The organism is Allobosea sp. Root381 (assembly GCF_001429395.1).
Lineage (GTDB): Bacteria > Pseudomonadota > Alphaproteobacteria > Rhizobiales > Beijerinckiaceae > Allobosea.
Genome location: NZ_LMJT01000025.1, coordinates 16935 through 43089 on the forward strand (window position 1 = coordinate 16935; position 26155 = coordinate 43089).

At 63.9% G+C, this 26155-nt stretch carries 29 protein-coding genes and 1 pseudogene; 14 read left to right on the forward strand and 16 right to left on the reverse strand.

The genetic code is table 11. The annotated features are described in order from the left end of the window. Nucleotides 1-19 precede the first annotated feature (19 nt). The 5 genes from ASE63_RS18900 to ASE63_RS18910 all read left to right on the forward strand — a co-directional run bounded on the left by ASE63_RS18900 (nt 20) and on the right by ASE63_RS18910 (nt 3740). Nucleotides 20-982 (forward strand): lipid kinase, encoded by a 963-nt coding sequence (locus ASE63_RS18900; RefSeq protein ID WP_082610109.1) that lies wholly within the window; start codon nt 20-22, stop codon nt 980-982. A 256-nt stretch (nt 983-1238) separates the two neighbouring features. Beyond that, entirely contained in the window at nt 1239-2030 is a 792-nt protein-coding gene (locus ASE63_RS26850) for a phytanoyl-CoA dioxygenase family protein (protein WP_082610110.1), read from the forward strand. Between the two features lie 227 nt (nt 2031-2257). Further along, nucleotides 2258-2473: a hypothetical protein gene (locus ASE63_RS18905; RefSeq protein WP_056804848.1), complete on the forward strand. Its 216-nt coding sequence runs from the start codon at nt 2258-2260 to the stop codon at nt 2471-2473. 138 nt (nt 2474-2611) lie between these two features. Further along, the gene (locus ASE63_RS26855) at nt 2612-2824 is read left to right on the forward strand and encodes a DUF2934 domain-containing protein (RefSeq protein ID WP_162261805.1); all 213 of its coding nucleotides are present in this window, start codon (nt 2612-2614) and stop codon (nt 2822-2824) included. Nucleotides 2825-3404: 580 nt separating this feature from the next. Next, nucleotides 3405-3740 (forward strand): hypothetical protein, encoded by a 336-nt coding sequence (locus ASE63_RS18910; protein WP_082610113.1) that lies wholly within the window; start codon nt 3405-3407, stop codon nt 3738-3740. Between the two features lie 636 nt (nt 3741-4376). Here the strand turns inward: ASE63_RS18910 and ASE63_RS18915 are convergent. Together ASE63_RS18915 and ASE63_RS18920 are read right to left on the reverse strand one after the other, a co-directional pair. Further along, complete coding sequence (locus tag ASE63_RS18915) at nt 4377-5591, reverse strand: IS91 family transposase (RefSeq protein WP_056804910.1); 1215 nt, start codon at nt 5589-5591, stop codon at nt 4377-4379. Between the two features lie 16 nt (nt 5592-5607). Continuing rightward, entirely contained in the window at nt 5608-6471 is an 864-nt protein-coding gene (locus ASE63_RS18920; RefSeq protein ID WP_056804854.1) for a tyrosine-type recombinase/integrase, read from the reverse strand. Nucleotides 6472-6699: 228 nt separating this feature from the next. Here ASE63_RS18920 and ASE63_RS26865 point away from each other — a divergent pair, with 228 nt between their 5' ends. After that, nucleotides 6700-7506 carry an inositol monophosphatase family protein gene (locus tag ASE63_RS26865; protein ID WP_082610114.1) on the forward strand — a complete coding sequence of 269 codons (807 nt, stop codon included), beginning with the start codon at nt 6700-6702 and terminating at the stop codon, nt 7504-7506. Nucleotides 7507-7601: 95 nt separating this feature from the next. On the opposite strand, the gene ASE63_RS18925 is transcribed toward ASE63_RS26865, so the two are convergent. From ASE63_RS18925 to ASE63_RS18945, 5 genes are all read right to left on the reverse strand, one after another. Next, nucleotides 7602-7859, reverse strand: a complete 258-nt coding sequence (locus tag ASE63_RS18925) for a hypothetical protein (protein ID WP_056804857.1) — start codon at nt 7857-7859, stop codon at nt 7602-7604. Nucleotides 7860-8144: 285 nt separating this feature from the next. Next, nucleotides 8145-8642 (reverse strand): Hsp20/alpha crystallin family protein, encoded by a 498-nt coding sequence (locus ASE63_RS18930; protein WP_056804913.1) that lies wholly within the window; start codon nt 8640-8642, stop codon nt 8145-8147. A gap of 88 nt (nt 8643-8730) precedes the next feature. Further along, on the reverse strand, nt 8731-9207 hold the full coding sequence (locus ASE63_RS18935) for an Hsp20 family protein (protein ID WP_056804916.1): 477 nt from the start codon (nt 9205-9207) through the stop codon (nt 8731-8733). 328 nt (nt 9208-9535) lie between these two features. After that, on the reverse strand, nt 9536-9832 hold the full coding sequence (locus tag ASE63_RS18940; RefSeq protein WP_056804861.1) for a DUF982 domain-containing protein: 297 nt from the start codon (nt 9830-9832) through the stop codon (nt 9536-9538). Between the two features lie 171 nt (nt 9833-10003). Beyond that, nucleotides 10004-10273 carry an usg protein gene (locus tag ASE63_RS18945; protein WP_056804864.1) on the reverse strand — a complete coding sequence of 90 codons (270 nt, stop codon included), beginning with the start codon at nt 10271-10273 and terminating at the stop codon, nt 10004-10006. Nucleotides 10274-10528: 255 nt separating this feature from the next. Between ASE63_RS18945 and groES the strand changes: the two genes are divergently transcribed. The 5 genes and pseudogenes from groES to htpG all read left to right on the forward strand — a co-directional run bounded on the left by groES (nt 10529) and on the right by htpG (nt 15132). Next, nucleotides 10529-10843, forward strand: a complete 315-nt coding sequence (gene groES, locus ASE63_RS18950; RefSeq protein WP_056804867.1) for a co-chaperone GroES — start codon at nt 10529-10531, stop codon at nt 10841-10843. Between the two features lie 58 nt (nt 10844-10901). Continuing rightward, nucleotides 10902-12527, forward strand: coding sequence for a chaperonin GroEL (groL, locus tag ASE63_RS18955; protein WP_056804869.1), 1626 nt, complete (start codon nt 10902-10904; stop codon nt 12525-12527). Nucleotides 12528-12584: 57 nt separating this feature from the next. After that, nucleotides 12585-12815 (forward strand): hypothetical protein, encoded by a 231-nt coding sequence (locus ASE63_RS18960; protein WP_156410474.1) that lies wholly within the window; start codon nt 12585-12587, stop codon nt 12813-12815. A gap of 54 nt (nt 12816-12869) precedes the next feature. Next, on the forward strand, nt 12870-13136 hold the full coding sequence (locus ASE63_RS18965) for a hypothetical protein (protein ID WP_056804875.1): 267 nt from the start codon (nt 12870-12872) through the stop codon (nt 13134-13136). A gap of 113 nt (nt 13137-13249) precedes the next feature. Further along, nucleotides 13250-15132 (forward strand): annotated as a pseudogene (gene htpG / locus ASE63_RS27940) (molecular chaperone HtpG). 147 nt (nt 15133-15279) lie between these two features. Here htpG and arsH read toward each other — a convergent pair. From arsH to ASE63_RS26875, 7 genes are all read right to left on the reverse strand, one after another. Continuing rightward, nucleotides 15280-15975 (reverse strand): arsenical resistance protein ArsH, encoded by a 696-nt coding sequence (gene arsH, locus ASE63_RS18980; RefSeq protein ID WP_056804881.1) that lies wholly within the window; start codon nt 15973-15975, stop codon nt 15280-15282. Then, nucleotides 15972-17153 (reverse strand): MFS transporter, encoded by a 1182-nt coding sequence (locus ASE63_RS18985; protein WP_056804884.1) that lies wholly within the window; start codon nt 17151-17153, stop codon nt 15972-15974. The genes arsH and ASE63_RS18985 overlap by 4 nt, the downstream gene beginning before the upstream one ends. Continuing rightward, the gene (gene arsB, locus ASE63_RS18990) at nt 17146-18189 is read right to left on the reverse strand and encodes an ACR3 family arsenite efflux transporter (protein ID WP_056804887.1); all 1044 of its coding nucleotides are present in this window, start codon (nt 18187-18189) and stop codon (nt 17146-17148) included. The genes ASE63_RS18985 and arsB overlap by 8 nt, the downstream gene beginning before the upstream one ends. 1 nt (nt 18190) lies before the next feature. Further along, nucleotides 18191-19015, reverse strand: a complete 825-nt coding sequence (gene arsC, locus ASE63_RS26870) for an arsenate reductase (glutaredoxin) (RefSeq protein ID WP_082610116.1) — start codon at nt 19013-19015, stop codon at nt 18191-18193. Then, the gene (locus ASE63_RS19000) at nt 19015-19542 is read right to left on the reverse strand and encodes an arsenate reductase ArsC (protein WP_056804890.1); all 528 of its coding nucleotides are present in this window, start codon (nt 19540-19542) and stop codon (nt 19015-19017) included. Before ASE63_RS19000 ends, arsC begins: the two co-directional genes overlap by 1 nt. Next, nucleotides 19535-19891 carry a metalloregulator ArsR/SmtB family transcription factor gene (locus tag ASE63_RS19005; protein WP_056804893.1) on the reverse strand — a complete coding sequence of 119 codons (357 nt, stop codon included), beginning with the start codon at nt 19889-19891 and terminating at the stop codon, nt 19535-19537. Before ASE63_RS19005 ends, ASE63_RS19000 begins: the two co-directional genes overlap by 8 nt. A gap of 168 nt (nt 19892-20059) precedes the next feature. Beyond that, nucleotides 20060-20959, reverse strand: coding sequence for a LysR family transcriptional regulator ArgP (locus ASE63_RS26875; protein ID WP_082610117.1), 900 nt, complete (start codon nt 20957-20959; stop codon nt 20060-20062). Nucleotides 20960-21027: 68 nt separating this feature from the next. Here ASE63_RS26875 and ASE63_RS19010 point away from each other — a divergent pair, with 68 nt between their 5' ends. From ASE63_RS19010 to ASE63_RS19020, 3 genes are all read left to right on the forward strand, one after another. Then, a complete protein-coding gene (locus ASE63_RS19010; protein ID WP_056804896.1) occupies nt 21028-21654 on the forward strand; it encodes a LysE/ArgO family amino acid transporter in 627 nt (208 codons plus the stop codon). Between the two features lie 23 nt (nt 21655-21677). Continuing rightward, the gene (locus ASE63_RS19015) at nt 21678-22364 is read left to right on the forward strand and encodes a phenylalanine--tRNA ligase beta subunit-related protein (RefSeq protein WP_056804899.1); all 687 of its coding nucleotides are present in this window, start codon (nt 21678-21680) and stop codon (nt 22362-22364) included. 140 nt (nt 22365-22504) lie between these two features. Next, complete coding sequence (locus ASE63_RS19020; RefSeq protein ID WP_056804902.1) at nt 22505-23395, forward strand: DMT family transporter; 891 nt, start codon at nt 22505-22507, stop codon at nt 23393-23395. Between the two features lie 190 nt (nt 23396-23585). Here ASE63_RS19020 and ASE63_RS19025 read toward each other — a convergent pair whose 3' ends face one another. Both ASE63_RS19025 and ASE63_RS19030 read right to left on the reverse strand, forming a co-directional pair. Further along, complete coding sequence (locus ASE63_RS19025; protein ID WP_056804904.1) at nt 23586-24971, reverse strand: IS1182 family transposase; 1386 nt, start codon at nt 24969-24971, stop codon at nt 23586-23588. 107 nt (nt 24972-25078) lie between these two features. Further along, on the reverse strand, nt 25079-25897 hold the full coding sequence (locus ASE63_RS19030; RefSeq protein WP_056804907.1) for a transglutaminase family protein: 819 nt from the start codon (nt 25895-25897) through the stop codon (nt 25079-25081). Between the last annotated feature and the right edge of the window lie 258 nt (nt 25898-26155).

Here is a 26155-nt window from a genome sequence, read left to right on the forward strand (position 1 = left end):
CCCCGCCGCAAAGTGTTCGATGGGCCAGGCAGTCCACAAACGCGCCCTGTTGTTGCGCAATTTGAAGGCGCGACGTGGACAGGAGTCGATGACGCCCGTTCTCGAAGGCCTCCAGCGCGGCGGTCTCGACGTGACCGTTGAAACCTTCGAGGCCTTGCCCGAAATTGCCCGCGACATCGTCCGGCTTCGGCACATGGCCGATCTGGTCATCGTTTGCGGCGGCGATGGTTCGGTCTCATCCGCTGCGGTCGCAGCGATGGAAAGCGGACTGCCCTTGGGCATAATTCCGATGGGGACGGCGAACGACCTTGCCCGGACCCTTGGCATTCCGATGGATCTGGCTGAAGCTGCGGACATCATAGTGCGCGGTGAGACCCGATCGGTCGATGTTGGCACGGTGAACGGTCACGCCTTCTTCAATGTCGCGAGCATTGGGCTGAGCAGCGACCTTGCGCAAAATCTTGATCCAGTGCTGAAGAAGCGTTTTGGCAGGTTGGGGTATGCATTGGCCGCTATCAAGGTCATGACCCGCGCTTCCCGCTTCAGCGCAAGCATCACCGAGAAGGGCCGCAGGGTCGATGTGGACACCTATCAGATCGCTGTCGGCAACGGCCGGCATTATGGCGGCGGCAATGTTGTGGAAGAGACCGCTGAAATCGACGACGGGCATCTCGACCTGTATAGCCTAGAGATGACCAATCTGTGGAAACTGGCGCTGATGTTGCGCTCATTCCGTTCCGGAACTCATGGTGCGTGGCGCGAGGTCCGCACGGCCAAATGCATCGAATTCGATGTCGAGACGAGGAAGCCTATGCCGGTCAACACCGACGGAGAAATTGTCACGGCGACGCCCGCGCATTTCAAGGTCCACCCCAAGGCCATCTCGATCTTCGCGCCGAGACGGAGCGTGTCAGACTCTATCACCGGTGAGCTTGCTCCGCGAAAGAAGCCCATCACGTCGAGCTCCACGAAAGCCCGCTAAGCGGCGCTCACTCAATGACGGCAATTGGCGCTCTTCTCCGTCGAGTGTAAATCCTTGGCGAAGAGCCTCGTCCTTGATGAACGAAGGCAACGCTTCTGGAGCTTGAGGGCAAAGTCGGCATTGTGCTAGTTTCAGCCCTATGATGTTCGTCTCCTCATTCTTTCCACTGATCTGACCTGCTGACGCAGCGCGGCGCTTTGCGCCGATCGGATCAAAACGGCGCCGTGCAAGCGGCGGCCGAGCGGAGAGATATGGAATGCCCCACGAACACGGGATTGGTCTGACGGAAGGTCAGGTCCATAGCTTCATCGACCATGGTTACGTCAAATTGGATCGAGCCTTCAGCCCCGATCTGGCGAGGCGGTGTCGGGACGAATTGTGGACCGATATCGGCCTTTCTGCTGACGAGCCACACAACTGGACGAAACCCGTCATTCGGGTGTCGTCGAAATCGTCGGCAGCATTTATCGAAGCCTCCAATTCGCCGCGCCTCCATGCGGCCTTTGACCAACTTGTCGGTCCGGGCCGGTGGCTGGCTCCCACTGGCCTCGGAACCTTTCCGATACGGTTCCCATCGCCTATAGCGCCGAACGATGACGGCTGGCATGTCGATGTCAGCTTTGGCTTCGAACATGCCGACTTCATGGAATGGCGGGCCAACATCAAAAGCAGCGGGCGGGCATTGCTTATGCTTTTCCTGCTGTCCGATGTCGGACCTGATGATGCACCGACGCGGATCCGAAGAGGCTCGCATGCGGCCATCGCCAAGGAACTTCTGCCCTATGGCGAGCGAGGAGCGACTTTGCGTCAGCTCTCGGCAGATGGGTACGCGTCGACAGAGAATTGTCCCATCGATCTGGCGCTGGGTGAGGCGGGAACGGTTTATCTATGCCACCCCTTTCTCGTGCACGCCGCACAGCCTCATCGAGGTCGGCAGCCGCGTTTCATGGCACAGCCCCCTCTGTTGCCACGTTTCGAATTCGACCCTTCTCTGCCGCCCTCGCCGGTCCAGATCGCCATCCGCCAAGCCTGCGGCATGACATTCTGAAACAAGTTATTCGGGGCAGAGCCGTCCCGGATGCTTCGTCACGGCCGGCCAGCACCGCTCGCTGGCCGACCAAACCAAAGGTCGAACGTATGCTTCCAGGCAATCTGCCAACGTCCGCACCTGTGAAGGGTTTCGGATGCCGGCCCGTGCGAGCGGGTTCGGACCGGGCTGAGGGCCGGCGTTCGAAAGCCTCCAGTGGAGGAAGCCGCGGCCCGGGGCCGTGGGCTATGGGGATTTCGCCGCGCGGCCTGGTCGGCGGGATCGTGCGAGGCGCGCGACGGCGGCGCGATGTCGATGTCCGAGAAGACGGCCGTGATGTCGAGGTGAGCTTCGAGCTGGCGTATCGCGTCATCGGAATGCGCAGCTTCGTAGGCGGTGTGCCCGGCGTGCTTGATCAACTCGACGGCGCACATGCGGATGAGGGCCTCATCCTCCACGACTAGAACGACTGTCTTCGTCATGGCGATCTTTCGGCGGTCCAATCTATCGTAACTGCCGACGACCGGAATGGTTGCAGGCGGAGGGGAACTCCAAGCCGCAGAGAAACGTTACGCGACCATCGACCAATTGGGCCAACGATGATGGAACACGACACGGATCACGCTGAAATTCGCAGGCTGGCGTATCGGATCTGGCTGCAGGACGGGCAACCGGAAGGACGGGATCGAGAGCATTGGGCAGCGGCCAAGGCGGCCTGGGCCATGCAGAGACGCGGGCTCGACGACTCGACCGACCAGCAAACCAGCGCTCCGGCGAATAGCCCTGGACGAAAGCCGCGCGCAAAAGCCGGCTGACCCCACTTCAACGGTGCGGATTTCGCTGCGCGTCACGAAGATCGATTTCGCCGGAGCGCGGGCCATCGCTTTGACATTGCCGATCGTCAAAGCGGGCTTTGCGCTCGGGTGGCTATGCGATGCACGTGTCCTTCTTGGTACCAGCGCGCTTTGGCATCTGGCGACGCCTCGTAGAAGCGATGCGCATCGAGATTCCGGTCGCTTCCTCTTGATGATTGCATGCACGACTGCGATTCATCACACCGTCAAACGGTTGGTTGATCAGCGTCGGCCAGATCGAATGATCGGCGAGGGCCATTTGAGGACTGGCCGGGCGTCTGACGCAATGCCGTCCGGACACGCCATGCATGCGGGCGCGATAGCTGCATTCTTTTCAAGGTCAGTGCGGTGGCCTGCTGCGATTTGGGCCACCGCTATCGGTTTGGCGGCAACTCGGGTCGCGATCCTTGCCCATTGGCCATCGGGCGTGGCAGTCGGTTTCGTGGTCGGATTGGCTGTTGAGCGATGCACAAGACAAATCAGGCGCTTTCGCCGTCGGCAGCCATGACCGCAATCACGCAAGTGACCGCGATTGCCAGCCATGCGGCATCCATCAACCACGTCGTCGGCGGTACCGGCGACGGTGCTTGGCGCTGATCAGGATGGGCGCGAGCTGGACGGTTTCCTCGCGCGACTGTTCGACGCTCCGCAGTTGATCGAGGCACCTGACCCGCAAGAGGGCGGCGTGGCCGAGGTCGGCGATTCTGTTGACGCCGAAGGGCTGGCGCCAGCGGGGCAGGATGCCTTCATGCCCGAGCTCGGAGGGGCTATCGAGACGGTGACGATCGGCTTTGCCGGGATCTCCTACGCGGATGCCGTCGATGTCCAGGACGGTCCTTCAGGGTCGCACGCCAATTTGTTGCATGGGCTGTTCTAGGGTGTGGCGCCCAAAGTGCTGCATGCGGAAATATGGATGAGACTGGCGCCGTCCCTCCGGCTGGCCCGATCTAGCCGCCGGGAAACAGTAGCTTCCGGTCTTCGCTGCCCGTCGGTACCAATCCCAATTGGCGCCGGGTCGGGTCAAGCGCTAAGCCTCGGTGCAGTGACAAATGGCGCAGGCACAAATGTCGCCCCCCGTACGCGCGCTTGGGGCGGGATCAGAACGCGGTCCCCAGGTTCGTCTGCACGGGTGTGTCGGCTTCCTCAAGATTGGGTCTGCTTCCGGGCGAGTTGCCAACGTCAGCTTGTGTGAAGGGTCTCAGATGCGGGCCCTTGCGCAGCGCTGATGGCGAGGCTCCTGGGCCCGCGTCTGAGAGCCTCCAGGGGAAGAACCCGCGGCCCGAGGCCGTGCGCTATGGGGATTTCGCCGCGCGGCGTGGTCTGCGGGAGCGTGCGAGGCGTGGGTCGGGTACGCTATGCTCCGTCCGGGATGCCCGGGAGCCGGCGCTTGGCTTCGCATGGGACGGATTCGGGCCCGCCGCAATCTCCATTTCCGCCATCGGACCGAAGGGGATCGCCCGCTCTCTGGGCGAGGCCGGCAGTGCTTCCTCTGGGTGCCGCCGCGTCGCCATCGTCATGATGTGTCGATCCTGACGGCGACAATGGTGCGTGGCGCCGCGCCCGGCGCGAAGCGCTCGACGAGGATTATGCGGCCACCGCAGCATGGGCATGGTGGACGATGGTCATCCGGTGGCTCGTCCGTCTCGGCACGACCATTTGCGTCGTGTTCTTGGGGCGCTGCCGCTGGGATCTGCGCCGCAATGATCTGCCTGATGCGTGCGACGGTGTCGGCGCGCCGGCTGGAGGCGAGCAGGCCGTAATGGCGGATGCGGTGGAAGCCGTCAGGCAGAACGTGGAGCAGGAAGCGGCGGATGAACTCGTGCGCCGTCAGCGTCATGGTCTTGCGCCAGACTGTGCCGGCGGAGCGGGCGCGATAATCCTTCCAGCGGAACGTGACCCCGTGCTGATCCATGGCGACGAGGCGGCTGTTGGCGATGGCGACGCGATGGGTGTAGCGGGCGAGATAGGCCAGCACGGCGTCGGGACCACCGAAGGGCCGCTTGGCATAGACGACCCAGTCGGCGCGGCGCAGCGGCGCCAGCATGGCGGCGAAGGCATCGCCGTCGGCGAGCCGCGCGAGATCGCCATGGAAGGCGAGCCGCCCGGAAGCATGGAGAGCGGCGAGCCCTTCGAGGAAGAGCCGTCTGAACAGGCGCGAGAGCACGCGCACGGGCAGGTAGAAGCCGGGCCTGCAGGCGATCCAGCGAGCGCCATCCGGTGAGAGGCCACCACCGGGCGCGATGATGTGGAGATGGGGATGATAGGTCATTGCCGATCCCCAGGTGTGCAGCACCGAGGTGAAGCCGATGCGGGCGCCGAGATGCTTCGGGTCGCCGGCGATGGTGGTGAGCGTCTCGGCCGCGGCCCTGAACAGCAGGCCGTAGACTTGGGCCTTGTTCTGGAAGGCGATGGCCGCGATCGGCGCCGGCAGGGTGAAGACGAGATGGTAGTAGGCCACGGGCAGGAGATCGGCCTGCCGGTCCGCGAGCCAGTCCTTCGCCGCTGCGCCCTGGCAACGCGGGCAGTGCCGGTTGCGGCAGGAGTTGTAGGCGATCGTCGCGTGATCGCAGTCGCCGCAGCGCATGACATGGCCGCCGAGCGCAGCCGTGCGGCAGGCCCGGATCGCCCCCATCACCTTGAGCTGGCCGCGACTGAGCCGATGGCGCACGAGATAGGCCTCGCCATGCCGATTCAGGATATCCGCGACCTCCAGCGCAGGCCGCGCCATGATCGGCGCGGGGCCGCTATGGCGGTGGCGGCGGAGCCAGCAGCGCAAGCGGGCTCGTCACCTCGCGCAGGGTCTTCAGCGCGACGCGGGTATAGACGGCGGTGGTGTCGAGCTTCCTGTGGCCGAGCAGCACCTGGATCACCCTGATATCGGTCTTCCGCTCCAGCAGATGGGTGGCGAAGCTGTGCCGCAGCGTGTGCATCGAGACGCGTTTGTCGAGCCTGGCCGCAACGGCTGCGGCATGGCAGGCCCGGTTGAGCTGGCGCGTCGTGATCGGCTGGCCCGGCTGCTGGCCGGGGAAGAGCCAGCCGCGCGAGCGCTTCACCAGCCACCACTGCCGCAGGAGGTCGAGCAGGTCGGGCGCGAGCATGACATAGCGGTCCTTGCGGCCCTTGCCCTGTTCGACCCGGATCAGCATGCGGGCGCTGTCGATGTCGGCGACCTTGAGGTTGGCGATCTCCGAGACGCGCAGTCCGCAGCCATAGGCGATGCTCAGCGCGGCGCGGTCCTTCAGGCTCCGCGCATGCGCCAGCAGCAGCGCTACCTCTTGCGTGTCCAGCACCACCGGCAGCCGCTCCGGCGTCGGAATCCGCGCCATGCGGTCTCCGAAACCGGTCCGGCCCAACGTGACGTGGAAGAAGAACCGCAGTGCCGTGCAGGCCAAGTTCATGCGGGCGTAGCTGGCGCCGAGCGAAGCCAGGTGAAGCTGATAGCGCCGCAGATCCTCCGGCTCGGCCCGATCCGGCGACAGGCCGAGGAAGGCCGTGAACTCGCGGATCTGCCGGACATAATCGCGCTGCGTGTGCTCGCCAAACTGGCGGATCGTCATGTCCTCGATCATCCGCTGGCGCAGCGGACTGACGGTGACGGCATCGATCATGGAGACCTCCAGGGATCAGGGGAAACGACCCCGAAATCCTCGGACGCAGCGCCTCACATGGCGAAATCTCGCTGCTACGCTGCAGCGCCCTCCCGCGAGAGCGGGTTAGTCCAATGGCGCGTCGTAGCTTCTGGCCTCTGCCACTTCGAGAACGACCTGGGCTGGTAGTAGGGACTTTGTCAGATCGACGAGACCCGATAGGCAAGTCCAGGACGATGGGCCGGGGGCATGATGAGTCTGATTGAGAAAGTATCGACGGTTCTGCGACAGGCAGCTGCCGAGGCAATCTTACCTCGCTTTCGCAAACTTACCGCGAGCGACGTTGAGGAAAAGTCGCCGGGAGAACTCGTCACCGCTGCCGATCATCACGCCGAACGGTTAATTGGCGAACAATTGCTGCAGCTCGATCCATCCGCGAGGATCGTAGGTGAGGAAGCCTGTGCACGTAACCCCGCCTTGGCTAGCGCTCTAGACCAGGGCACCGTCTGGTTGATCGATCCGCTGGACGGCACTGGAAATTTCGTCTCCGGCCGAGGACCATTTTCGGTCATGGTCGCGCTTCTGCACGGAGGGGAGACCGTCGCCACTTGGATGCTCGACCCGCTGTCAGGTCAGCTTCATGTCGCCGAATTGGGAAGTGGAGCCCAGATTAATGGAGTCCGCGTGGTTGGTGATGGAAAAGCAGAGCCGCTGCGGAAGGGTTCAATTTCTATGCGTTTCTTTCCTCCCGAGGTGCTTGAGGCCGTCAAACCACGGTTGGATCAGGTGCCCTTGATCGTCCCGCCACTGCTTTGCGCAGGAGCCGAGTATCCTGCCATTGTCGCTGGCGATCGCGATTTCGCCGTTTTCTGGCGGACCTTACCGTGGGATCATCTGCCCGGTGCGTTGTTCTTAAGCGAGGCCGGCGGCCACGTCGCACGCTGGAATGGTTCTCCCTACCGGGCTGGACAAGACGGTTATGGATTATTGGCAGCGCGCACGCCTGATCATTGGCGAGCCGCGCACAAGGCGCTCTTCGAGGTAATGACTATTTAGGGGCGCGACCGGCCTTCAACCGGATAGCTCTGAGATGTCCGCTTCCGAGCGAAGCGCTAGGTTCCGCCTCTGGCGCGAGGCACAGCCCTCCGGGCTCATCGTCTGCCACTGCCAGCGACGATGTGTCGGACTACCGAGCCCGGATGGCTGACAGGCTGGTGCTTCGCCTGCTCCTGGCTCGCTTTCGCCAGCATCGCTTCCAAAGCGACCAGGGCCGTCATCGGCAACACGAGGAGGACGTCTGCGTCCCCGATCGTCTCGAATGTTATGGCTGCATCGCCTCGCGGGTCGCTGCTCATTTGGATCATCGTCGGTTTAATGACCGGGATCTCAACTGCCTTCTTCTCGGACATGGGCGGCTCGTCGAGTTAGTTCTCGCAACGCACTTGTGGCGCTTCAACGGTTCGCATCCCCGGCTGGTTCCAGACGGGTGACCCAAGACCTGACCAATCGAGAAAAGCACTGACAATGAAGCTGCCGCTGGTGAGACCGGCGCCAGGGGTTGGCCACTCTCGGCAAGACGACGGAGCTAGAATGGACCGGGGCTTCTCGCGGCTCCGGCCCGCGCCAGCATTCGTCTCGTGACGCTCCAGCAGCTGGCGGCGCCCGAGGCGCTCCGCCAGGGTCTCGGCGATCTGCTAATGCTTGATCGCGATGCGCTTGACCTGAGACTGCGCCCTCTCGCTCTTGGGCAGGACGACCGTCAGCACGCCGTTCCTGAAGCGGGCATCGATCTTGTCCTGCTCGACCTCATAGCCGAGGGGGATGTGACGCTCGAAGCGGCCGTAATACCGCTCCGAAAACTGCCTCTCCTTGTTCTCGCTCTCGGCGCGCTTCTCGCCCCTGAGGGTGAGAGTGTCACCATCGAGCAGGATCTCCAGGTCCTTCTCCTCCATTCCCGGAATTTCGGCGGTCACCTTGATATCCCCGGCTGTCTCGGAGACCTCGACCTTCGGCCAACCGCCGTTGAAGGGCGGCAGCGAACCAAGGCTGTCGAACGAGCGGTACATGTCGTCGAACAGACGATTGACCTCGCGATGGAGCGAGAAGACGGGGTTGTGCTGATCATCGCGATACAGCGCGGGAGGCCGATTGCCGTTATCGCGGCCCCAGGGGATCAAATCTCGAACGCTCATGACATCCTCCTTGCGTTCAAACATCGAAGCGGATTCGCGGCGCCGGGCTCGCCGCCCGGCGCTCAACGCTGATTCAATCAGCCTCTGCTCAGGCTGCGCGCTTCTCCGAGTCGATCTGCCGCCGATCGGCTTTCGGCAGTGCGGTGCCGGTGGCGATGTCGATCCGGCGCGGCTTCATCGCCTCTGGCAGCTCGCGTTTCAGATCGACCGTCAGCAAACCGTTCTCGAGGTTGGCGGCCACGATCTTGACGTGGTCAGCAAGCTCGAAGCGGCGCTGGAAGGTGCGCTCGGCAATGCCGTGGTGCAGATATCGGCCATTGTCCTGGCCGGCCTTCTGCCCGGACACCACCAGTAGGTTCGGCTCATGCGTGATGGTGAGCTCGTCCCGCGAGAAGCCGGCCACGGCCATCGTAATGCGATATTCGTCGTCATCGGTCTTGACGATGTCGTAGGGCGGCCAGTTGCCGGGCGGGTCCAGCCGGCTTGCGGCTTCAATCGCACCGAATATGCGGTCGAAGCCGATGCTCGATCGATACAAAGGAGAAAAATCGAAGACGGTTCTCATAACCACATCCTCCATTGAGCAACATGGGCACAAATCGGTCATTCCGAGGTCTCACCGATGTCGGCTTGACCGGCCGATCCCTCAAAAGGCGATCGGCAATTAGCGATTTGGATCCGGTCGGCGGACGTTCAAGGGGATCAGTGAGATTTTTTGGGGGAATCGTTCGATGGCTCGGAAACGGTGCCGCGCTGGGTGGGAGCTCCCCGTCGGGCTGGGCTCTCAAAGCCGTAACCGCCCGCCCCAAATCCGGGGCAGGATTTCGGCAATAAAACAGCGTCCCGCGGCTTCGGAAATGCCCGGCCCCACCGGTGCGGAGCCGGGCCACTGGTCAGGCGTGGCCGCGCGAGCCTTCCTTGCGGCTGCTGGCGAACGCGGCCACGTCGGGCGCTAGAAGATCATGCTTTTCCGCCCAGGACGCGAACAAGCCGCGTGCCGTGTCTGGTTCTATCTCGCCGCGGATCGCCGCCAGGCAGGCCTTCAGCGCGAAGCCGTGGACCGCATCGCGCCGGCTCGCCGGCCAGTCGGCCAGGAACATGTAGGCCTCCATGGCGGACGCGATCGCCGCCGGGTGCCCGAGCCCGGTCAGGATCACGACCGGCCTCTCGAAATCATCTGATGTCGTCATGCAGCCCTCCCTCGGTGGGGAGCGAGTGCCAACATTGCCATAGCCATATCCTCCTCGAAGCAACATGGATCCGGTTTGGTTGATCGCCGCGTCGAGCGCGCTGTCGCTGTCGGCGGCTTGCCATCATTTTGGGATGACTTTTCGCGAATCAAGCCCGCCGCAACATCGACGTCACTGGAGCCGGAACTCGCCGCTGACCGCGCTGAGGTCGGCCGGACCGATCAGGTCCTTGTGTGCGACGGTGATGCGGAACAGCCTGCCCTCGAGCTTGGCCTGCCAGAAGGCGAGGAACTTGTTGAGCTCAGGAAAGCGCGGAGCGAGGTCGTAGTCCTGCCAGATATATTCCTGCAGGATCGATGGGTGGTCGGGCAATCGGTAGAGGATGCCGGCGGTGGTCAATCCGTAGCCGGCGATCTGGCGGGCGAAGTCCGTCGAAGCCATTCCTTTCAGCTCCCTGGTTTCACTGCGCCGATGGCAGCGGATTTCCAACGCTTTGGCAAGCTGAATGGTTGCGTTTGTGCTGCCTTTTCAGCCTGTTAGCACTCGATCAAAAAAAGTGCTGCCGACCTCTTGAAGGCCAAAAACAAGCAACCCAAATCATCGCGCGGGTATGGCGCCTCAGGGGCGCGCGGAACCTCGCCGCGAGACCCGAACAGGGCCGACCCGCTTTGACATGATGGAAAACTGGAGGAACTCATGAAGTTTCGGCCACTGCATGACCGCGTCGTCGTGAAGCGCATCGACGCGGAGGAGAGGACCCGGGGCGGAATCATCATCCCCGACACTGCCAAGGAGAAGCCGCAGGAGGGCGAGGTCGTCGCCGTCGGCGCCGGCGCGCGCGACGAGACCGGCAAGCTCGTGCCGCCCGACGTCAAGGTCGGCGACCGCGTGCTCTTCGGCAAATGGAGCGGCACCGAGGTCAAGATCGATGGCCAGGATCTCCTGATCATGAAGGAGACCGACATCATGGGCGTCGTCGAGACCACTGCCGCCCTCAAGAAGGCCGCCTGACGGGGCCTTTATCCCACATCATCAACCTGAAACCTCAAGTCTGAAGGAGTGAGGAATCATGGCTGCGAAGGACGTGAAGTTTTCGCAGGACGCGCGCGAGCGGATGCTGCGTGGCGTCGACACGCTTGCCAATGCCGTGAAGGTCACGCTGGGTCCGAAGGGCCGCAACGTCGTGATCGAGAAGTCGTTCGGTGCGCCCCGCATCACCAAGGACGGCGTCACCGTCGCCAAGGAGATCGAACTTTCCGACAAGTTCGAGAACATGGGCGCACAGATGGTCCGCGAGGTGGCTTCGAAGCAGAACGATGCGGCCGGTGACGGCACCACGACCGCGACGGTGCTGGCCCAGGCGATCGTCCGCGAAGGTGCCAAGGCGGTCGCGGCCGGCATCAACCCGATGGATCTGAAGCGCGGCATCGACCTCGCCGTCGAGGCGGTGACCAAGTCGCTCGGCGAGCATTCCAAGACCATCACCGGCTCGGAGGAGGTTGCGCAGGTCGGCACCATCTCGGCCAATGGCGACCGCACCATCGGCGAAATGATCGCCGAGGCAATGAAGAAGGTCGGCAACGAGGGCGTCATCACCGTCGAGGAAGCCAAGACGGCCGAGACGGAGCTCGACGTCGTCGAGGGCATGCAGTTCGACCGCGGCTACCTCTCGCCCTATTTCGTGACCAACACCGAGAAGATGGTCGCGGAGCTCGAAGATCCCTACATCCTGATCCACGAGAAGAAGCTCTCGGGCCTCCAGGCGATGCTGCCGCTGCTTGAAGCGGTCGTCCAGACGGGAAAGCCGCTGCTGATCGTGGCGGAAGATGTCGAGGGCGAGGCTCTCGCCACGCTCGTCGTCAACAAGCTCCGTGGCGGCCTGAAGATCGCGGCCGTCAAGGCTCCGGGCTTCGGTGATCGCCGCAAGGCCATGCTGGAGGACATCGCGATCCTGACCGGCGGCACCGCTATCAGCGAGGATCTCGGCATCAAGCTGGAAACCGTCACGCTCGACATGCTCGGCCGCGCCAAGAAGGTCCGGATCGAGAAGGAGAACACCACCATCGTCGATGGCGCTGGCGCGAAGGCCGAGATCGACGCCCGGGTCGCGCAGATCAAGGCGCAAATCGAAGAAACCACCTCGGATTACGACCGCGAGAAGCTGCAGGAGCGCCTGGCCAAGCTCGCCGGCGGCGTCGCGGTCATTCGCGTCGGTGGCGCGACCGAGGTCGAGGTCAAGGAGAAGAAGGACCGCGTCGACGATGCCCTGAACGCCACCCGCGCAGCGGTCGAGGAGGGCATCCTGCCGGGCGGCGGCGTCGCCCTGCTGCGCGCGGTCAAGGCGCTCGAAGGGCTCGTGCCCGGCAATGACGACCAGAATACCGGCGTCGAGATCGTCCGCAAGGCGATCACCGCGCCTGCCCGCCAGATCGTCGAGAATGCCGGCGGCGACGGGGCGGTCGTGGTCGGCAAGCTGCTGGAGTCGCAGGACTACGCCTGGGGCTACGACGCCCAAACTGGCGAGTATGGCGATCTGGTCACGGCCGGCATCATCGACCCGACCAAGGTCGTCCGCACGGCGATCCAGGACGCGGCATCGGTCGCGGGTCTTCTGATCACCACCGAGGCGATGATCGCCGAGGCGCCGAAGAAGGACCCGGCGCCCGCCATGCCCGCCGGCGGAATGGACTATTGAGCATCGTGGGCGCCGCGGTTTCCGCGGCGCCCACTTCTAACGTCCAAATTTCTAGGCATGCTGAGGGGAGCCATGCCCTTTTCATCACTGACCGATCCCATCGACTTGGCCCGCGCCGAAGCTGCTTTCGAAAAGGCGTGGTCGAAACTCAAGCCGGCGCTTCCGGAAGGTTCGGACGAGTTAGAGCGAAACAACCTCGCCTATATCGTGGCTTCGCTGGTTCCGCTGGCGCTCGACGAGGATGATCTCGCACAGCGCGCGATCGATCGGTTTCGCGAGAAGGCCTAGGCGAGAGGCCGCATGAAATCCCCTACATTTCCTCAATCGCATCAGATATCCGACATGACCGATGCCCCACAGGAACCTAAGGACCTCTCGCCTTCCGACCGCTTCAAGGCCCTCATCACCAATGCTGAGAGCGCAACGTATGGGCTCAAGGATAATCTCCTGGCCGTCATGACGCGGGATGGATCAGCAACGTGGCAGACCGTCGCCGCTCACATCGAGGCTCAGTTGCCTGGCGCCGGCGAGTTCGCGACCGCGCGCCTGAACGCCATACTTGCTCTGATCAGGACGCTATCCAACCGACAAACGTCCGGAAGCGGGTGAGCGCCGCTCTCTATACCCCCCGGCCGTCAGCAAACAGGCTGGCTCGCCGCGGTCCTGCGCGATATCGCTCTCCGCCAGAGTCTCCCCGCTGCCAATCTATTCGAGAAATCCGAATGACAACGACCGCCACAGCCGAGCATCGCAGCTTCGAAGCCGACGTCTCCCGCCTTCTGCACATGATGGTGCATTCGGTCTATTCCGACCGGGACGTCTTTCTGCGCGAGCTGATCTCAAACGCAGCCGACGCGTGCGAGAAGCTGCGCTACGAAGCGATCGGCAATCCCGAACTTCTGGGGGGCGACCCGAAGCTCGCGATCACCATCTCAGCCGATCCAGAGGCCGGCAGGCTAACTATTGCCGACAACGGCATCGGTATGAGCCATGACGAGATGATCGAAGCTCTCGGCACGATCGCCCGCTCCGGTACGCGCAGCTTCATGGAGCGGGTAGCAACCGCCGATGGTAAGGACGGCGCGCAGCTCATCGGCCAGTTCGGCGTCGGCTTTTATTCCGCCTTCATGGTCGCCGAGAAGGTCGAGGTCGTCAGCCGTCGCGCCGGTAGCGCCGAAGCCTGGTCCTGGTCCTCGGATGGGAAGGGCGAGTTCACGGTGGCGCCGGCGCCCCTGAAAGATGCTCCAGCACGCGGAACACGCGTGACGCTTCACCTGATGGAGGAGGCCAAGTCCTATGCCGAGCGCTGGACGCTGGAGCGCATCGTCAAGAAACAGTCCGGCCATGTGCCTGTTCCGATTTCGCTGATCAGGGAGCCGGGCGCCGATGCGGTCGCCCTCTCCGACGGGGCCGCGCTCTGGACCAGGCCGAAAAGCGAGATCACGAAGGACGAATACGCCGATTTCTACCGCAGCGTTGCTGGACAATATGACGAGCCGGCGGCCACGATCCATTTTCGCGCGGAAGGCCTGCACGATATACCGCGCTGGCCTTCGTCCCGGGCGCGCGTCCGTTCGATCTCTTCGATGCCGACCGCAAAGGGCGGATCAAGCTTTATGTGAAGCGCGTCTTCATCACGGACGAAGCCGAACTCCTGCCGCGCTACCTGCGCTTCGTTCGCGGTATCGTCGACACAGCCGACCTGCCGCTCAACGTCTCCCGCGAGATGATCCAGGACAGCCCACTGCTCGGTGCGATCAAGAAGGGCGTCACCAGCCGTGTCCTCGCCGATCTCGCGAAACTGGCCGAACAGGAACCGGACACATTCCGCCTGATCTGGGAAAACTTCGGCGTCGTCATCAAGGAAGGGCTTTACGAGGATTTTGCGCGCCGCGAGCAGCTGCTCGGCCTCGCTCGCTTCCGGACGACAACCTCCAGCGAAGAGTCGCGCAGCCTCAAGGGCTATATCGGCGCGCTCAAGGACAACCAGACCGCGATCTACTACATCGCCGGCGACGACGCCTCCCGGATTGCCAACTCCCCGCAGCTCGAAGGTTTCCGGGCGCGGGGCATCGAGGTGCTGCTGCTGTCGGATCCGATCGACAGCTTCTGGGCCTCGGCAGCACCGGAATTCGAAGGCAAGCCGTTCAAATCCGTGACCCAAGGTGCGGCCGATCTCGGTCTGATCCCGCTGCTCGACGGCGCAACGCCTTCTTCCGCTGAAACGGATGAGACAATCGGTGCGCTGCTCGCGTCGATGAAGGAGATCTTGGCGGACGAGGTCGCTGACGTCCGAACCTCCGATCGATTGACCGAGAGCGCGGTCTGCCTTGTTGCATCGGACAAGGGGCTGGATCGCCAGTTCGAACGCTTGCTCAGCGCAGCAGGCCGGGTCGACAGCGCGGCCATGCCGATCCTCGAGGTCAACCCGCGCCATGCGATGGTCTCAGCCCTCGCGTCTGTCGAAGATGATGCGTTGCGTAGCGACGTCGCCCATCTGCTCCTGGATACCGCCCGCGTCTTGGACGGCGAACGCCCGATAGACGCAAGTGCATTCACCGAACGGCTGAACCGGCTGGTGATGCGAAGCTTCAGCGATGGCTGAGCAGGGAGCGAGGGAAAGCGTGACCGTGCGGGCTGGCGTCGCTTGCGCGCTTCCCCATTTCGCTCAGCTTCGAACGTCCGGTTCTGGGTCGCTTCCCAATGTCCGATTGTGGCGCATTTCGCTGTGCAGAGAGAGGAGCGCTGACAGCTATAGGGAGGTCACTGGCGCTTGGGCGGCCTGCTTCCGCTCGCTATAGCGGGTCGTCAGATAATCCGACCGGTCACGCGTGAGAAGCGTGAAGCGGACAAGCTCCTCCATGACGTCGACCACCCGGTCGTAATAGGCGGACGGCTTCATGCGCCCCGCCTCGTCGAACTCCTGATAGGTCTTGGCGACCGAACTCTGGTTCGGGATCGTCACCATCCGCATCCAGCGCCCGAGCACCCTCAGCGCGTTGACCGCGTTGAAGCTCTGCGAGCCGCCCGACACCTGCATCACCGCCAGCGTGCGCCCCTGCGTCGGTCGGACGGAACCCAGCTCCAGCGGAATCCAGTCAATCTGGCTCTTGAACACGCCCGTGATCGTGCCGTGCCGCTCGGGGCTGCACCAGACCTGGCCTTCGGACCACAGGGCGAGGTCGCGAAGCTCCTTCACCTTGGTATGGTCCGCAGGGACGCTGTCGGGCATCGGCAGGCCGGAGGGATCGAACACCCGCGTCTCGGCGCCGAGGTGCTGGAGGATGCGCTCGGCTTCCAGCGTCAGCAGGCGGCTGTAGGAACGGGTCCGGAGGGACCCATAGAGCAGCAGGATGCGCGGCGGGTGCAAGGCGCGTTTCGTCGGCTCCAGCCGGCTGAGGTCCGGCGTGGCGAGACGATCGAGGTCGATGTTGGGGAGATCGCTCATGCGGCGGGTGTCTTTGCTCTGAAGGTGACCGCGACCAGAGCCATGACGACGAGGACGTCGACGACGGCGAGGATCGCCAGGACGGATTGACTGAGGGCAACGCCGCCGCGCTCGAACATGACGCCGGCGGCGAACGGGGCGGCGGCGGACGCCAGCAAGGCGGGACGGGCGAGCCGGCCCATCACGGCGGCGTAGTCGTCCCGCCCTAACAGCGCGAGCGGCACGGCGCCTCGGGCGATGGACCAGACGCCGTTGCCGGCACCGTAGACCACGATGGCGATCGCCAGGATCGGCAGGCCGGTCCAGATCAGGATGAGGCCGAGCGCGATCAAGGCGGCGCCGGAGAGCAAGGTCCAAAGCGCGTCGAAGCGCTTGCCTACCGTCATTTCCACGATGCGGCCGCCGACTTGCGCGGGGCCGATCAGCATGCCGTAGCCGACCGCGACCGCCAGGGTGGCTCCGGCGGCCTGGAGCAGGGTCAGCAGCTGGACGGAGACGACCGAGGAGACGAAGGCGCTCAGGGGCAAGGCGATCGTCAGCAGCAGGAGCTGGAGACGGCGGCGTTTGTCGACCGCTGGTGGCGCAACGTCGGCCTCGGACGTCGAGACCTCGGCGACCTGCCGGCGCGGCAGGGTCGCGAGCAGGAGCGGCAGCGAGACGAGGACCTGGATTCCGGCATAGACGAAACAGGCGGAGCGCCAGCCGTAACGCTCGACGAGAAAGGCCGAGAGCGGCCAGCAGACGGTGCTGGCGAAACCTCCGTAGAGCGTGAGCGTCGTGATCGCCGAGCGCGCGGACTGGCCGTAGATCGTGCCCAGCGTGGCGAAGGCCGCGTCGTAGAGGCCCGCGCCCATGCCGGCCCCGATGATGGTCCAGCCAAGGACGTAGACGGGCAGGCTCGGAGCCGCCCCGATGGTGGCCAGCCCGATCGCCAGAAGCCCTGCGGAGGCGGCTAGTACGATGCGGCCGCCCCATTCGCCGATGGCCCGCCCCACCCTTGGCGACACCGCCGCCGCCATGAGCTGGCCCGCCGAGAGCCCGCCCGCCACCCAGCCGAGCGGCCATCCGGTATCTGCGGCCACCGGCGCGTTCAGGACCGCCGGCAGGTAGGTCGACGAGCCCCAGGCCAGGATCTGCGTGATGCCCAGCGCCCCGACGACGAGCCGCCGGTCAGACATCCGCAGGCACCCTGGCGCCAAGTTCGTACCAACCCTTGGACCGGTTCACGATCCAGACGACCGAGAGCATGACCGGCACCTCGATCAGCACGCCGACCACCGTGGCCAGCGCGGCGCCGGAGTTGAAGCCGAACAGGCTGATCGCGGCGGCGACGGCGAGCTCGAAGAAGTTCGAGGCCCCGATCAGCGCCGAGGGGCCGGCGACGCAATGCCGCTCGCCGGCGAGCCGGTTCATCCCGTAGGCCAGCCCGGCGTTGAAGTAGACCTGGATCAGGATCGGGACGGCCAGGATCGCGATGATCGAGGGCTGGGCGACGATCTGCTCGCCCTGGAAGCCGAAGAGCATCACCAGCGTGGCCAGCAGCGCCACGAGCGAGAACGGGGACAGCCGGTCTAGGAGGCGCTTCAGGTCCGGCTCGCCACCCGACGCCAGGAGCGACCTGCGGATGAGCTGGGAGACGATCACCGGGACCACGATGTAGAGCGCGACCGACAGCGTCAGCGTGCCCCAGGGCACGGTGATCGCGGACAGGCCGAGCAGCAGGCCGACGATCGGCGCGAAGGCGACGACCATGATCGCGTCGTTCAGGGCGACCTGGCTCAGCGTGAAGTGGGGCTCGCCCCTGATGAGGTTCGACCAGACGAAGACCATGGCCGTGCAGGGCGCCGCGGCGAGGATGATCAGCCCCGCGATATCGGAATCGATCTGGTCGGCGGGCAGGTTCGGTCGGAAGAGCCAGCCGATGAACAGCCAGCCCAGCAAGGCCATCGAGAACGGCTTGATCGCCCAGTTCACGAACAGAGTGACGCCGATGCCGCGCCAGTGCCGGCCGACATGGCGGAGAGAAACGAAGTCGATCTTGAGAAGCATCGGGACGATCATCAGCCAGATCAGGACCGCCATGGGCAGGTTGACCTTGGCGATCTCCATCGCGCCGACGATCTGGAAGGCGGCCGGGAACAGGTGGCCCAGGGCGACGCCGGCGACGATGCACAGCGCCACCCACAGCGTGAGGTAACGTTCGAAGGCGGACATCTCAGAGGGCGATCCGGCGGGACAGGAGGAAGGCCGAGGCCGGGCAAAGCTCCAGCGCCTGCCGCGTCGAGCGGATCGCCTCCGGGGCGGTCGCGCGGTCGACGTCGACGAAGCCGATCCGGCGAAAGAACGGGGCGGCGTCCTCGGTCAGCACGAAGGCCTGTCGCGCCCCATCGTCGAACGCGCGCGACATCAGGAGCTGCACCAGGTTCGGGCCGACGCCCTTCGCCGACCGCTCCGTTCGGCACACGGACCGCAGCAGGGCGTCGCGGCCATGGACCTCGTACCCGCCGTAGCCGACGACCAGGCCGCCCAGCATTTGGAACCGGAAGAACGTCCTGCCAGACTCCTGCAGGTCGTCGACCGGCAGGCTCGCGGCGGCGAGCGCGTCCCGCAGGTCCTCGGAGCCGCCGGGCACGCGGACGCTCTCCAGAAAGGGCGTGCCGTCGTCCTTGACGACGTCCTTGCGTGGCCAGTCCTCCAGGAGATCGAGCACGGTCTCGCTCGGCCGGCAGAGCTTGGCCCGCTTCGGCGTCACGACCAGCGGGCGGTTGATCAGGATCGGGTTGGCCACCATCGCGTCGAGCAGCGCCTCGTCGTCGACCAACGGGCGGTCGAGGCCCAGCTCGGCGAACGGGCTGCCCTTCTCGCGGATCATCTCGCGCACCGTCAGGCCCGACAGGTGGGACAGCTCGCGCAGACGCTCCTTGGTCGGCGGCGCGTCGAGATAGGGCACGATAGTCAGGTCGACCCCGGCCCTTTCGAGCATGGCGAACGCATTGCGGGACGTCCCGCAGGCAGGGTTGTGGTAGATGAGCACGTCCATCACGCGACCTCCGAACGGCGACCCGTCGTCCCTTCCATCTCGCCGATCCCGCGGACCCGATGCGCCAGCGCCATCTGGTCCAGGCTCGCCATCGGAAGGGACAGGAGCACGCCGATTCGGTTTCTGAGGTAGCGGAGCGCGGTCACGAAGGCGCGCTCGCGCTCGATGTCGGTGCCTTGGCCATTAGACGGATCCTCGATGCCCCAATGCGCCGTAATCGGCTGCCCGGGCCAATGCGGGCAGGCCTCCCCGGCGGCCTGGTCGCAGACCGTGATCACCAGGTCCATGACCGGAGCGTCTGGCCTCGCGAAGACGTCCCATGTCTTCGACGACAGGCCTGCGGTGGGAATGCCTTCGGCTTCGAGGACCTTGATCGCCATCGGCTTCGGCGCCGGGCCGCCCTCACTGCCGGCTGAGAAGGCGCGGAATCGGCCCTGTCCGAGATGGTTCAGCAATGCCTCAGCCATGATCGACCGGGCGGAATTGTGGGTGCAGAGGAACAGCACGTTGTAGACGCGATCAGGCATCGGTCGTGACCTTCGGAGGGCAGCAGGGAATGAGTTCGTCGATGAGGGGCTGGCAGAGGTCGGCGCGACCGCCGCAGCAATCCTTCAGCAGGAAGGTGATCACGGCCCGGAAGCCTTCGAGGTCGGCGCGGTAGATGATCGAGCGGCTCCGGCGTTCGCCCGTGATCAGGCCGGCTCGCGCCAGGATCGCGAGATGCGCCGACATCGTGTTCTGGGGCACGTCGATCAGACGCGCGAGCTCGCCGGCGGGCACGCCTTCCGGCTCGCAGTTGACCAGCAGCTTGAAGGTATCGAGTCGAGTCGGCTGCGCCAAAGCGGCCATGGCGGCGATGACATGCGAATTATCCATTTATCCAAGATAACCGATATTATAACGATAGGCAAGCAAACGGCCGCTGACAGATGGCTACCGTAAGCCGGCCATGGCCAATGTCCGCTTATCCGCGATGCGCCAATAACGGCTTATGGCGCGGTCCGAACTCGCGCTCGCCACTCAGGTGAATAGTGCACAGCGCCGCTAGCGGACGCTCGCAAATTCGATTTCAGCTGCACCTCGCACAGAACGCGTAAGGCGATCGAGGACGTTCGAAACCAGCCGGCTGCGTTGCCAATAGAGCGGAATCCACAGCCGCTGGTTGGGCGGGAGTTCCGATAGACGTCTGTCTGCGATGTGATCTGCGACAGTCGACGCTGGCGCCATGGACCAACCGAGGCCGGCCGCAGTCATCTCCAGCATGCCGGCTGTCGAAGGCGTCCAATGTGTCGGTGAGACCAACTTGATAGCCCACGCCTCCTGCGCCCAACGCGCTTGAAGCTCGTCGCGACGGTCGAAGCGGATAATGGGAGCGTGACGCAGTCGGTCGCTGGTAACACCGTCTAAGAAATGGTTCCGCATAAAGGATGGACTTGCGACCGCGATGTACTCCATTGCACCGAGCAAGTGGGATTTGCAGCCTACAACGGGCGAGGGATCAGCTGTCACAGCGGCAACGACATCTCCGCTACGAAGTCGTTCTGCCGTATTCGCCTCGTCGTCGAGGACGAGGTCCAGCAGGCAGCCCGTCTCCGAATAAAACAGAGCTGCCGCTGTTGGAAACCAAGTCGCTGCGCTGTCCGAATTTACCGCAACTCGGATGGTGGTGGGCGCACTGACCGTTCCGCCTATTCCTGGTAGGTCGCCGATCATATCGCCTTCGAGAAGCGCGACCTGCTCCACATGGGCGCATAGCCTTGCTCCTATCGCAGTCGGTCGGCATGGATTTCCCCGTGCGATCAGCGCAACTCCCATACGCTCTTCGAGGCTCTTTACTCTCTGCGACACTGCGGATGGGGTGACGCCGAGCGTCGCGGCTGCTCTATCAAACGCACCCTCGCGGGCGACCGCTGCGACAGCAGCCAACGCCATGTAGTCCAGCATAAGCAAGCCTAATCCAGAATAAGGAGGATTAGCTTCCTTACATGCCCCGTTTGCGCCATCAAGCGGGTATGACCAATCTGATCGTCCCTGCCTTCGCCAAAGGCTTCGCCCTTTCCGCCGGCCTAATCATGGCCATCGGCGCACAGAACATGTTCGTGCTGCGCCAGGGGCTGAAGCGGGAGCATGTCTGGCAGGTCGTATTATTCTGCGCTGCGGCCGACGCGGCTCTGATCGTCGCCGGCGTGAATGGCCTTGGAACGATCCTATCAGCGGTTCCAGGGCTGTCGGTTACGCTCAGCCTTGGCGGCGCTGCGTTCCTCTGCTGGTATGGCGTGACGGCTCTTCGTCGCGCGTTCAGTGCCTCGACGATGGTTATCGATCAGCACGGGACACTCACACTTGGCGCAGCGCTAGCGGGCACAGCCGCATTCACCTTCCTCAACCCGCATGTCTACATCGACACCGTCATGCTGATGGGTGCGGTCGGAACCAGTCTGCCTGCCGAGCAGCAGTTCTGGTTCATGATCGGAGGCGCATCGGCCAGCTTCGCGTGGTTCGCTTCCATGGGCTTTGGTGCGCGATACCTGGCGCCACTCTTCGAGCGTCCTATCGCTTGGCGCGTCCTCGACGTGATCATTGGCGCCGTGATGCTCGCGCTCGCGGCCAGCCTTCTGAAATCAGCCTTCCCGAATTGATATCCCATCGTTGGACTGACCCAATGCTCGTGCCTTCGATCTCTCCGGCTGTCTACGATCTGCGCTCCGACTTCATGGCCCTAAGCGTCTTCGCCACCGGCTTGCAGAACACAGCCAGCACCTTTGACACGGTCGCACTGTTGGATGCGGCCTGCCACGACATGCACCAAGCGCCTTGGGCGGATGCTCACATCGAGGCTTGGCGCGATGCCTATCGCGCGTTCGGGGCCAAGCCGCAGCGCACGCCCCCTTCGGTCGATGCCCTCCGCAAGCGGGCCGTGCGCGATGGTCGGCTGCCTAGCACAAACGCGGTGGTCGATATCTATAACGCGATCAGCGTCCGCTACACCTTGCCGGTTGGCGGGGAGGATGCCGATGCATATCAGGGGGCGCCGGCGCTGACCCGCGCTCTCGGCGGCGAGACCTTCGATACCATGCAAGACGGGATACCGAAGGGAGAAACAGTGGACGCCGGGGAGGTCGTCTGGCGAGACGAGCGAGGGGTGACTTGCAGGCGCTGGAACTGGCGCCAGGGCACCCGCACCCGGATTGAGCTGGACACGACCTCGGCCTGGTTTGTTCTGGAGCGGCTCGAACCCATGCCCGAACATGCACTGCACGAGGCGGCTGACGAACTGATCCTCCGTCTTTCCACGCTCTGCCCTGACGCGACCTTCGATCGCTTGCTGCAAAAAACTGTATCGCGCTAAGACACCAGAGCGGAGCAGCGGCGCGGGCGACGAGCTAATCTTTGGCACTCGATCGACACTGGACCGAGGAGTGGTTATGCCGCGTCCCCCCGCTCGACGTCCGAAGAGCACTTCGAAGGCTTGAGGATCAGCCGACTGCCATGAACGCAATCCTGTTTATCGCGACGGTTCTAATCTGGGGCAGCACATGGATCGCCATCACGTGGCAGATAGGGCCGGTCCCGGTCCTGGTATCTGTGTTCTACCGTTTTGCGAGTGCCGCAGTCGTCCTACTCCTGGCACTGGCTGTGCTACGGCGGCTGTCCGTACCGCAATGGCGCGACCAACCCTATATCGTCGCACAGGCCCTGTGCCTGTTTAGCCTCAATTTCGTTTGCTTCTACAATGCGGCTGCCTACCTCCCATCTGGGCTGGTCTCGATCATCTTCTCGCTGGCTACCGTCTACAATGCCGTCAACGCCCGCATCTTTTTCGGCGATCGGATCACCAGCCGAACACTCCTCGCGGCGGCCTTAGGGGTCACTGGCCTGGCGCTCATGCTTGGACGCGACCTCCTAATCAGCTTCGATCGTGGAACACTCATCGGCGTGGCCTTGGCCGCACTCGGGACGCTATTCTTTTCGCTCGGGAATATGGTGTCGCGCCGAAACAGCGCAGCTGGCTTGTCCCCCGTCACCTCAAATGCCTGGGGCATGACGTATGGCGCTATTCTGCTGGCACTGTTGATCGCTGCAACTGGCGTTCCGTTGGTCGCGCCACCCGACAACCGCTATCTCGCGGCGCTGCTGTACCTTTCGATCGTGGGATCGGTGATCGGGTTCACCACCTACCTACTTCTCATCGCAAGAGTTGGATCGGCGAAGGCGGCCTACACAACCGTCTTGTTCCCGGTGGTCGCCCTATCGCTTTCGACAATTTTCGAAGGGTACAGATGGGACGCCCTATCCGTGATCGGGCTGTTTCTAACGCTACTCGGCAATGTCGTTATCTTCTGGCGATCCACACCCAGAGCGGCGGTGCGGATAGGCTGAGCCACACCCAGCCCTGATCGCTCCTTTCGGATAGCAGCTGCGGGCCGATCGCGATCACGATCTGGGCAATTTGCCAATGTCCGCTAGCGGGCAGAGCTCGAATGTCGGCTAATGGCGGATGTCGTTGAAAAAGTCGGTCTTAAGAGGGACGCGAGGGCGTTTCGGATTTGGCCGATTGATCCTCGCCCTCTCATGCAGGCCTGAACTGCGGTCCGTTCGGCAGGAGCTTTGCGAGCTTCCGGAGGTTCTGGGCTGCCGCGGCGAGGTGGAACTCGTCTCTGGCGCCGTTCGGTCCGCGTAGGCGCAGGCGATCGAGTTTCAGGATGCGCTTCAGGTGAGCGAACAGCATCTCGACCTTCTTCCGCTCTCGCCGCGAGGTGACATAGGCATCGGTCTGCGCGATGTCCCTGGCCATGTCGCGGGCGCCCTCGTGGATCGAGCGCAGGATCTTGCGAGCCGGCGTGTTGGGCGAGCACTGCGGCTTCAACGAGCAGGCGTCGCAGTCCAACTTGCTGGCGCGGTAGCGCATGAAGCCTTCGGGATCGACGCCCTCGCGGCTGATACCGAAGCGCCGGCGATATTGGTGAAGCTCCTTCCCGCCCGGGCAGGTGTAGAAATCGCGGGCGTGGTCATAGGCGAAGTCCGGGCGGCTGAAGGTGCCGTCGCTGCGCTGCGATTTGTCAAAGACCGGGATGTGCGGCTCGATCCCGCGCTCATGCACCAGCCAGGCGAGGTTCTCGGCCGAGCCGTAGGCGCTGTCAGCAGCTAATCTGGCCGGCCAGAGGCCGAAGCGTTCCTGCGTTCGGTCGAGCATGGTCCGGGCCGACCCGACCTCTGCCTGCCGGATGGCACGGCTGGCCGCGACATCAACGATGACGGCGTGGTCGAGGTCGATCAGATAGTTGGTAGCATAGGCGAAGAAGGCGTGTCCCTTCAGGGCGCCAGTCCATTGCGCCGCTGGATCGGAGCGCGAGACGAACTTCGGCTTCGCCTCGCTGGCGGCGCCCCAGGCGGCCTCGTCGAGCGTGTCGAGATACTCGCGCACCGACCGGCGCGTCCGGGCGAGATCGTCCCAGTCGACCACTTCGGAGGCCGCCGCCGAGCGCTGCTTGTTGGCGTCGGCCTTGATCAGGCTGGCATCGACCGCGAAGCCCTCGCCGCCGACGAGCCCCTCCGCGATGCAGCGCCGGACGGTCGTCTCGAACAACTCCCTCAGAAGATCGCTCTCGCGGAAACGACCATGCCGGTTCTTCGAGAAGGTCGAGTGATCGGGAACGGCGCCCTCGAGCCCGAGCCGACAGAACCAGCGATAGGCGAGGTTCAGGTGGACTTCCTCGCACAGGCGGCGCTCGGACCGGATGCCGAAGCAGTAGCCGACGAGCAGCATCCGGATCATCAGCTCCGGGTCGATCGAGGGCCGCCCCATCTCGCTGTAGAACGGACGCAGATGCGCCCGGATATCAGAGAGATCGACGAAGCGGTCGATGGCTCGGACCCAATGATCGGCCGGGACGTGCCGCTCCAGGCTGAACTCGTAGAACAACGCCTCTTGCGCCACCTGTCGCTCGCCCATCATCGCGCCGCCCTCCGACCAAGGACAACTGAATCAGGACTTCATACCCGCGGCAACGACGACTTTTTCAACGGTATCGGCGCGTCCAAGACCACTCTGGTTGCGACCGTCTACGTCGTCCTTTCCACCACCTCGTCAGTCCAGACCTTGAACCCTTTCAGTGTGTTTGGCCCGAATGTGGTGGCAATAGCGACATCGGCCGCGTCACGGCCGCGCGCGATCAGCACGCGGCCGATGCGTGGCACGTTGTTGCGCGGATCGAACGTCTGCCAGCCGCCTTCGAGATAGGCCTCGAGCGACGCCGCGAAATCGCCCGGCGGATATGGCGGTGGCGTACCTGCATCACCGAGATAGCAGGTGCAGTAGCGCGCCGGGATGTTCATCGCACGGCAGAAGGCGATGGCGAGATGGGCGTAGTCGCGGCAGACGCCGCGGCCTTCACGATAGGCGTCGGTCGCCGTGCGGGTAACGCTGGCATCGTTGTAATTGAACGCAATGCGCTGGTTGACGAAATCGCAGATTGCCTGAACCCGCGCTGCACCGGGCCGGGTATGGCCGAAAAGCTGCCAAGCGAGATCGAGCAGCCGGTCACTGTCGCAGAACCGACTCGCCAGCAGGAAGACGAGGCTTTCCTCCGGCAACTGCTCAACGGGAATTTGGCCAGCATTGAGGTCATGGCTTTCGGGCAGGCCGCTATCGGAGATGATTGCGTCTGCGGCGATCCGCATCAGCCCCTGTGGTGCCAGCAGCCGGGTGCACCAATTGCCGAAGCTATCCCGGTAGGCACTGACGCGAACCGAAGGCTGGATGCGGATATGATCGGGCTCGGCAAGGTCCGATACCCGGCTGAAATGCACGTTCAGCATTAGGATGACGGGTGTTGGTTGGGGAAAATCGTAGTCGAGCTCGAAGCCGATCCTGAGTTTCACACGATACCTTCTGCGCGATCATTGCGCGCGAACATGGGCAGACCCGTTGACTATCAGGCCATCATGCATGTTCTCGTCTACGGCGATATAGGCTGCGCTTGATCCTAAATACAGGGGCCGCCTCGGCCATGTCCGCTGTCAGGCAGCGTCGTAATGCCGGCTTCTCTAATCGGGCAGTTGGGTCAAGCTCGGATTGCAGCCTGTGCCGGGGCTCGTTCACGCGGGTCACGCTTCTCTTCGCAGTCTGGTGGCTTCTGT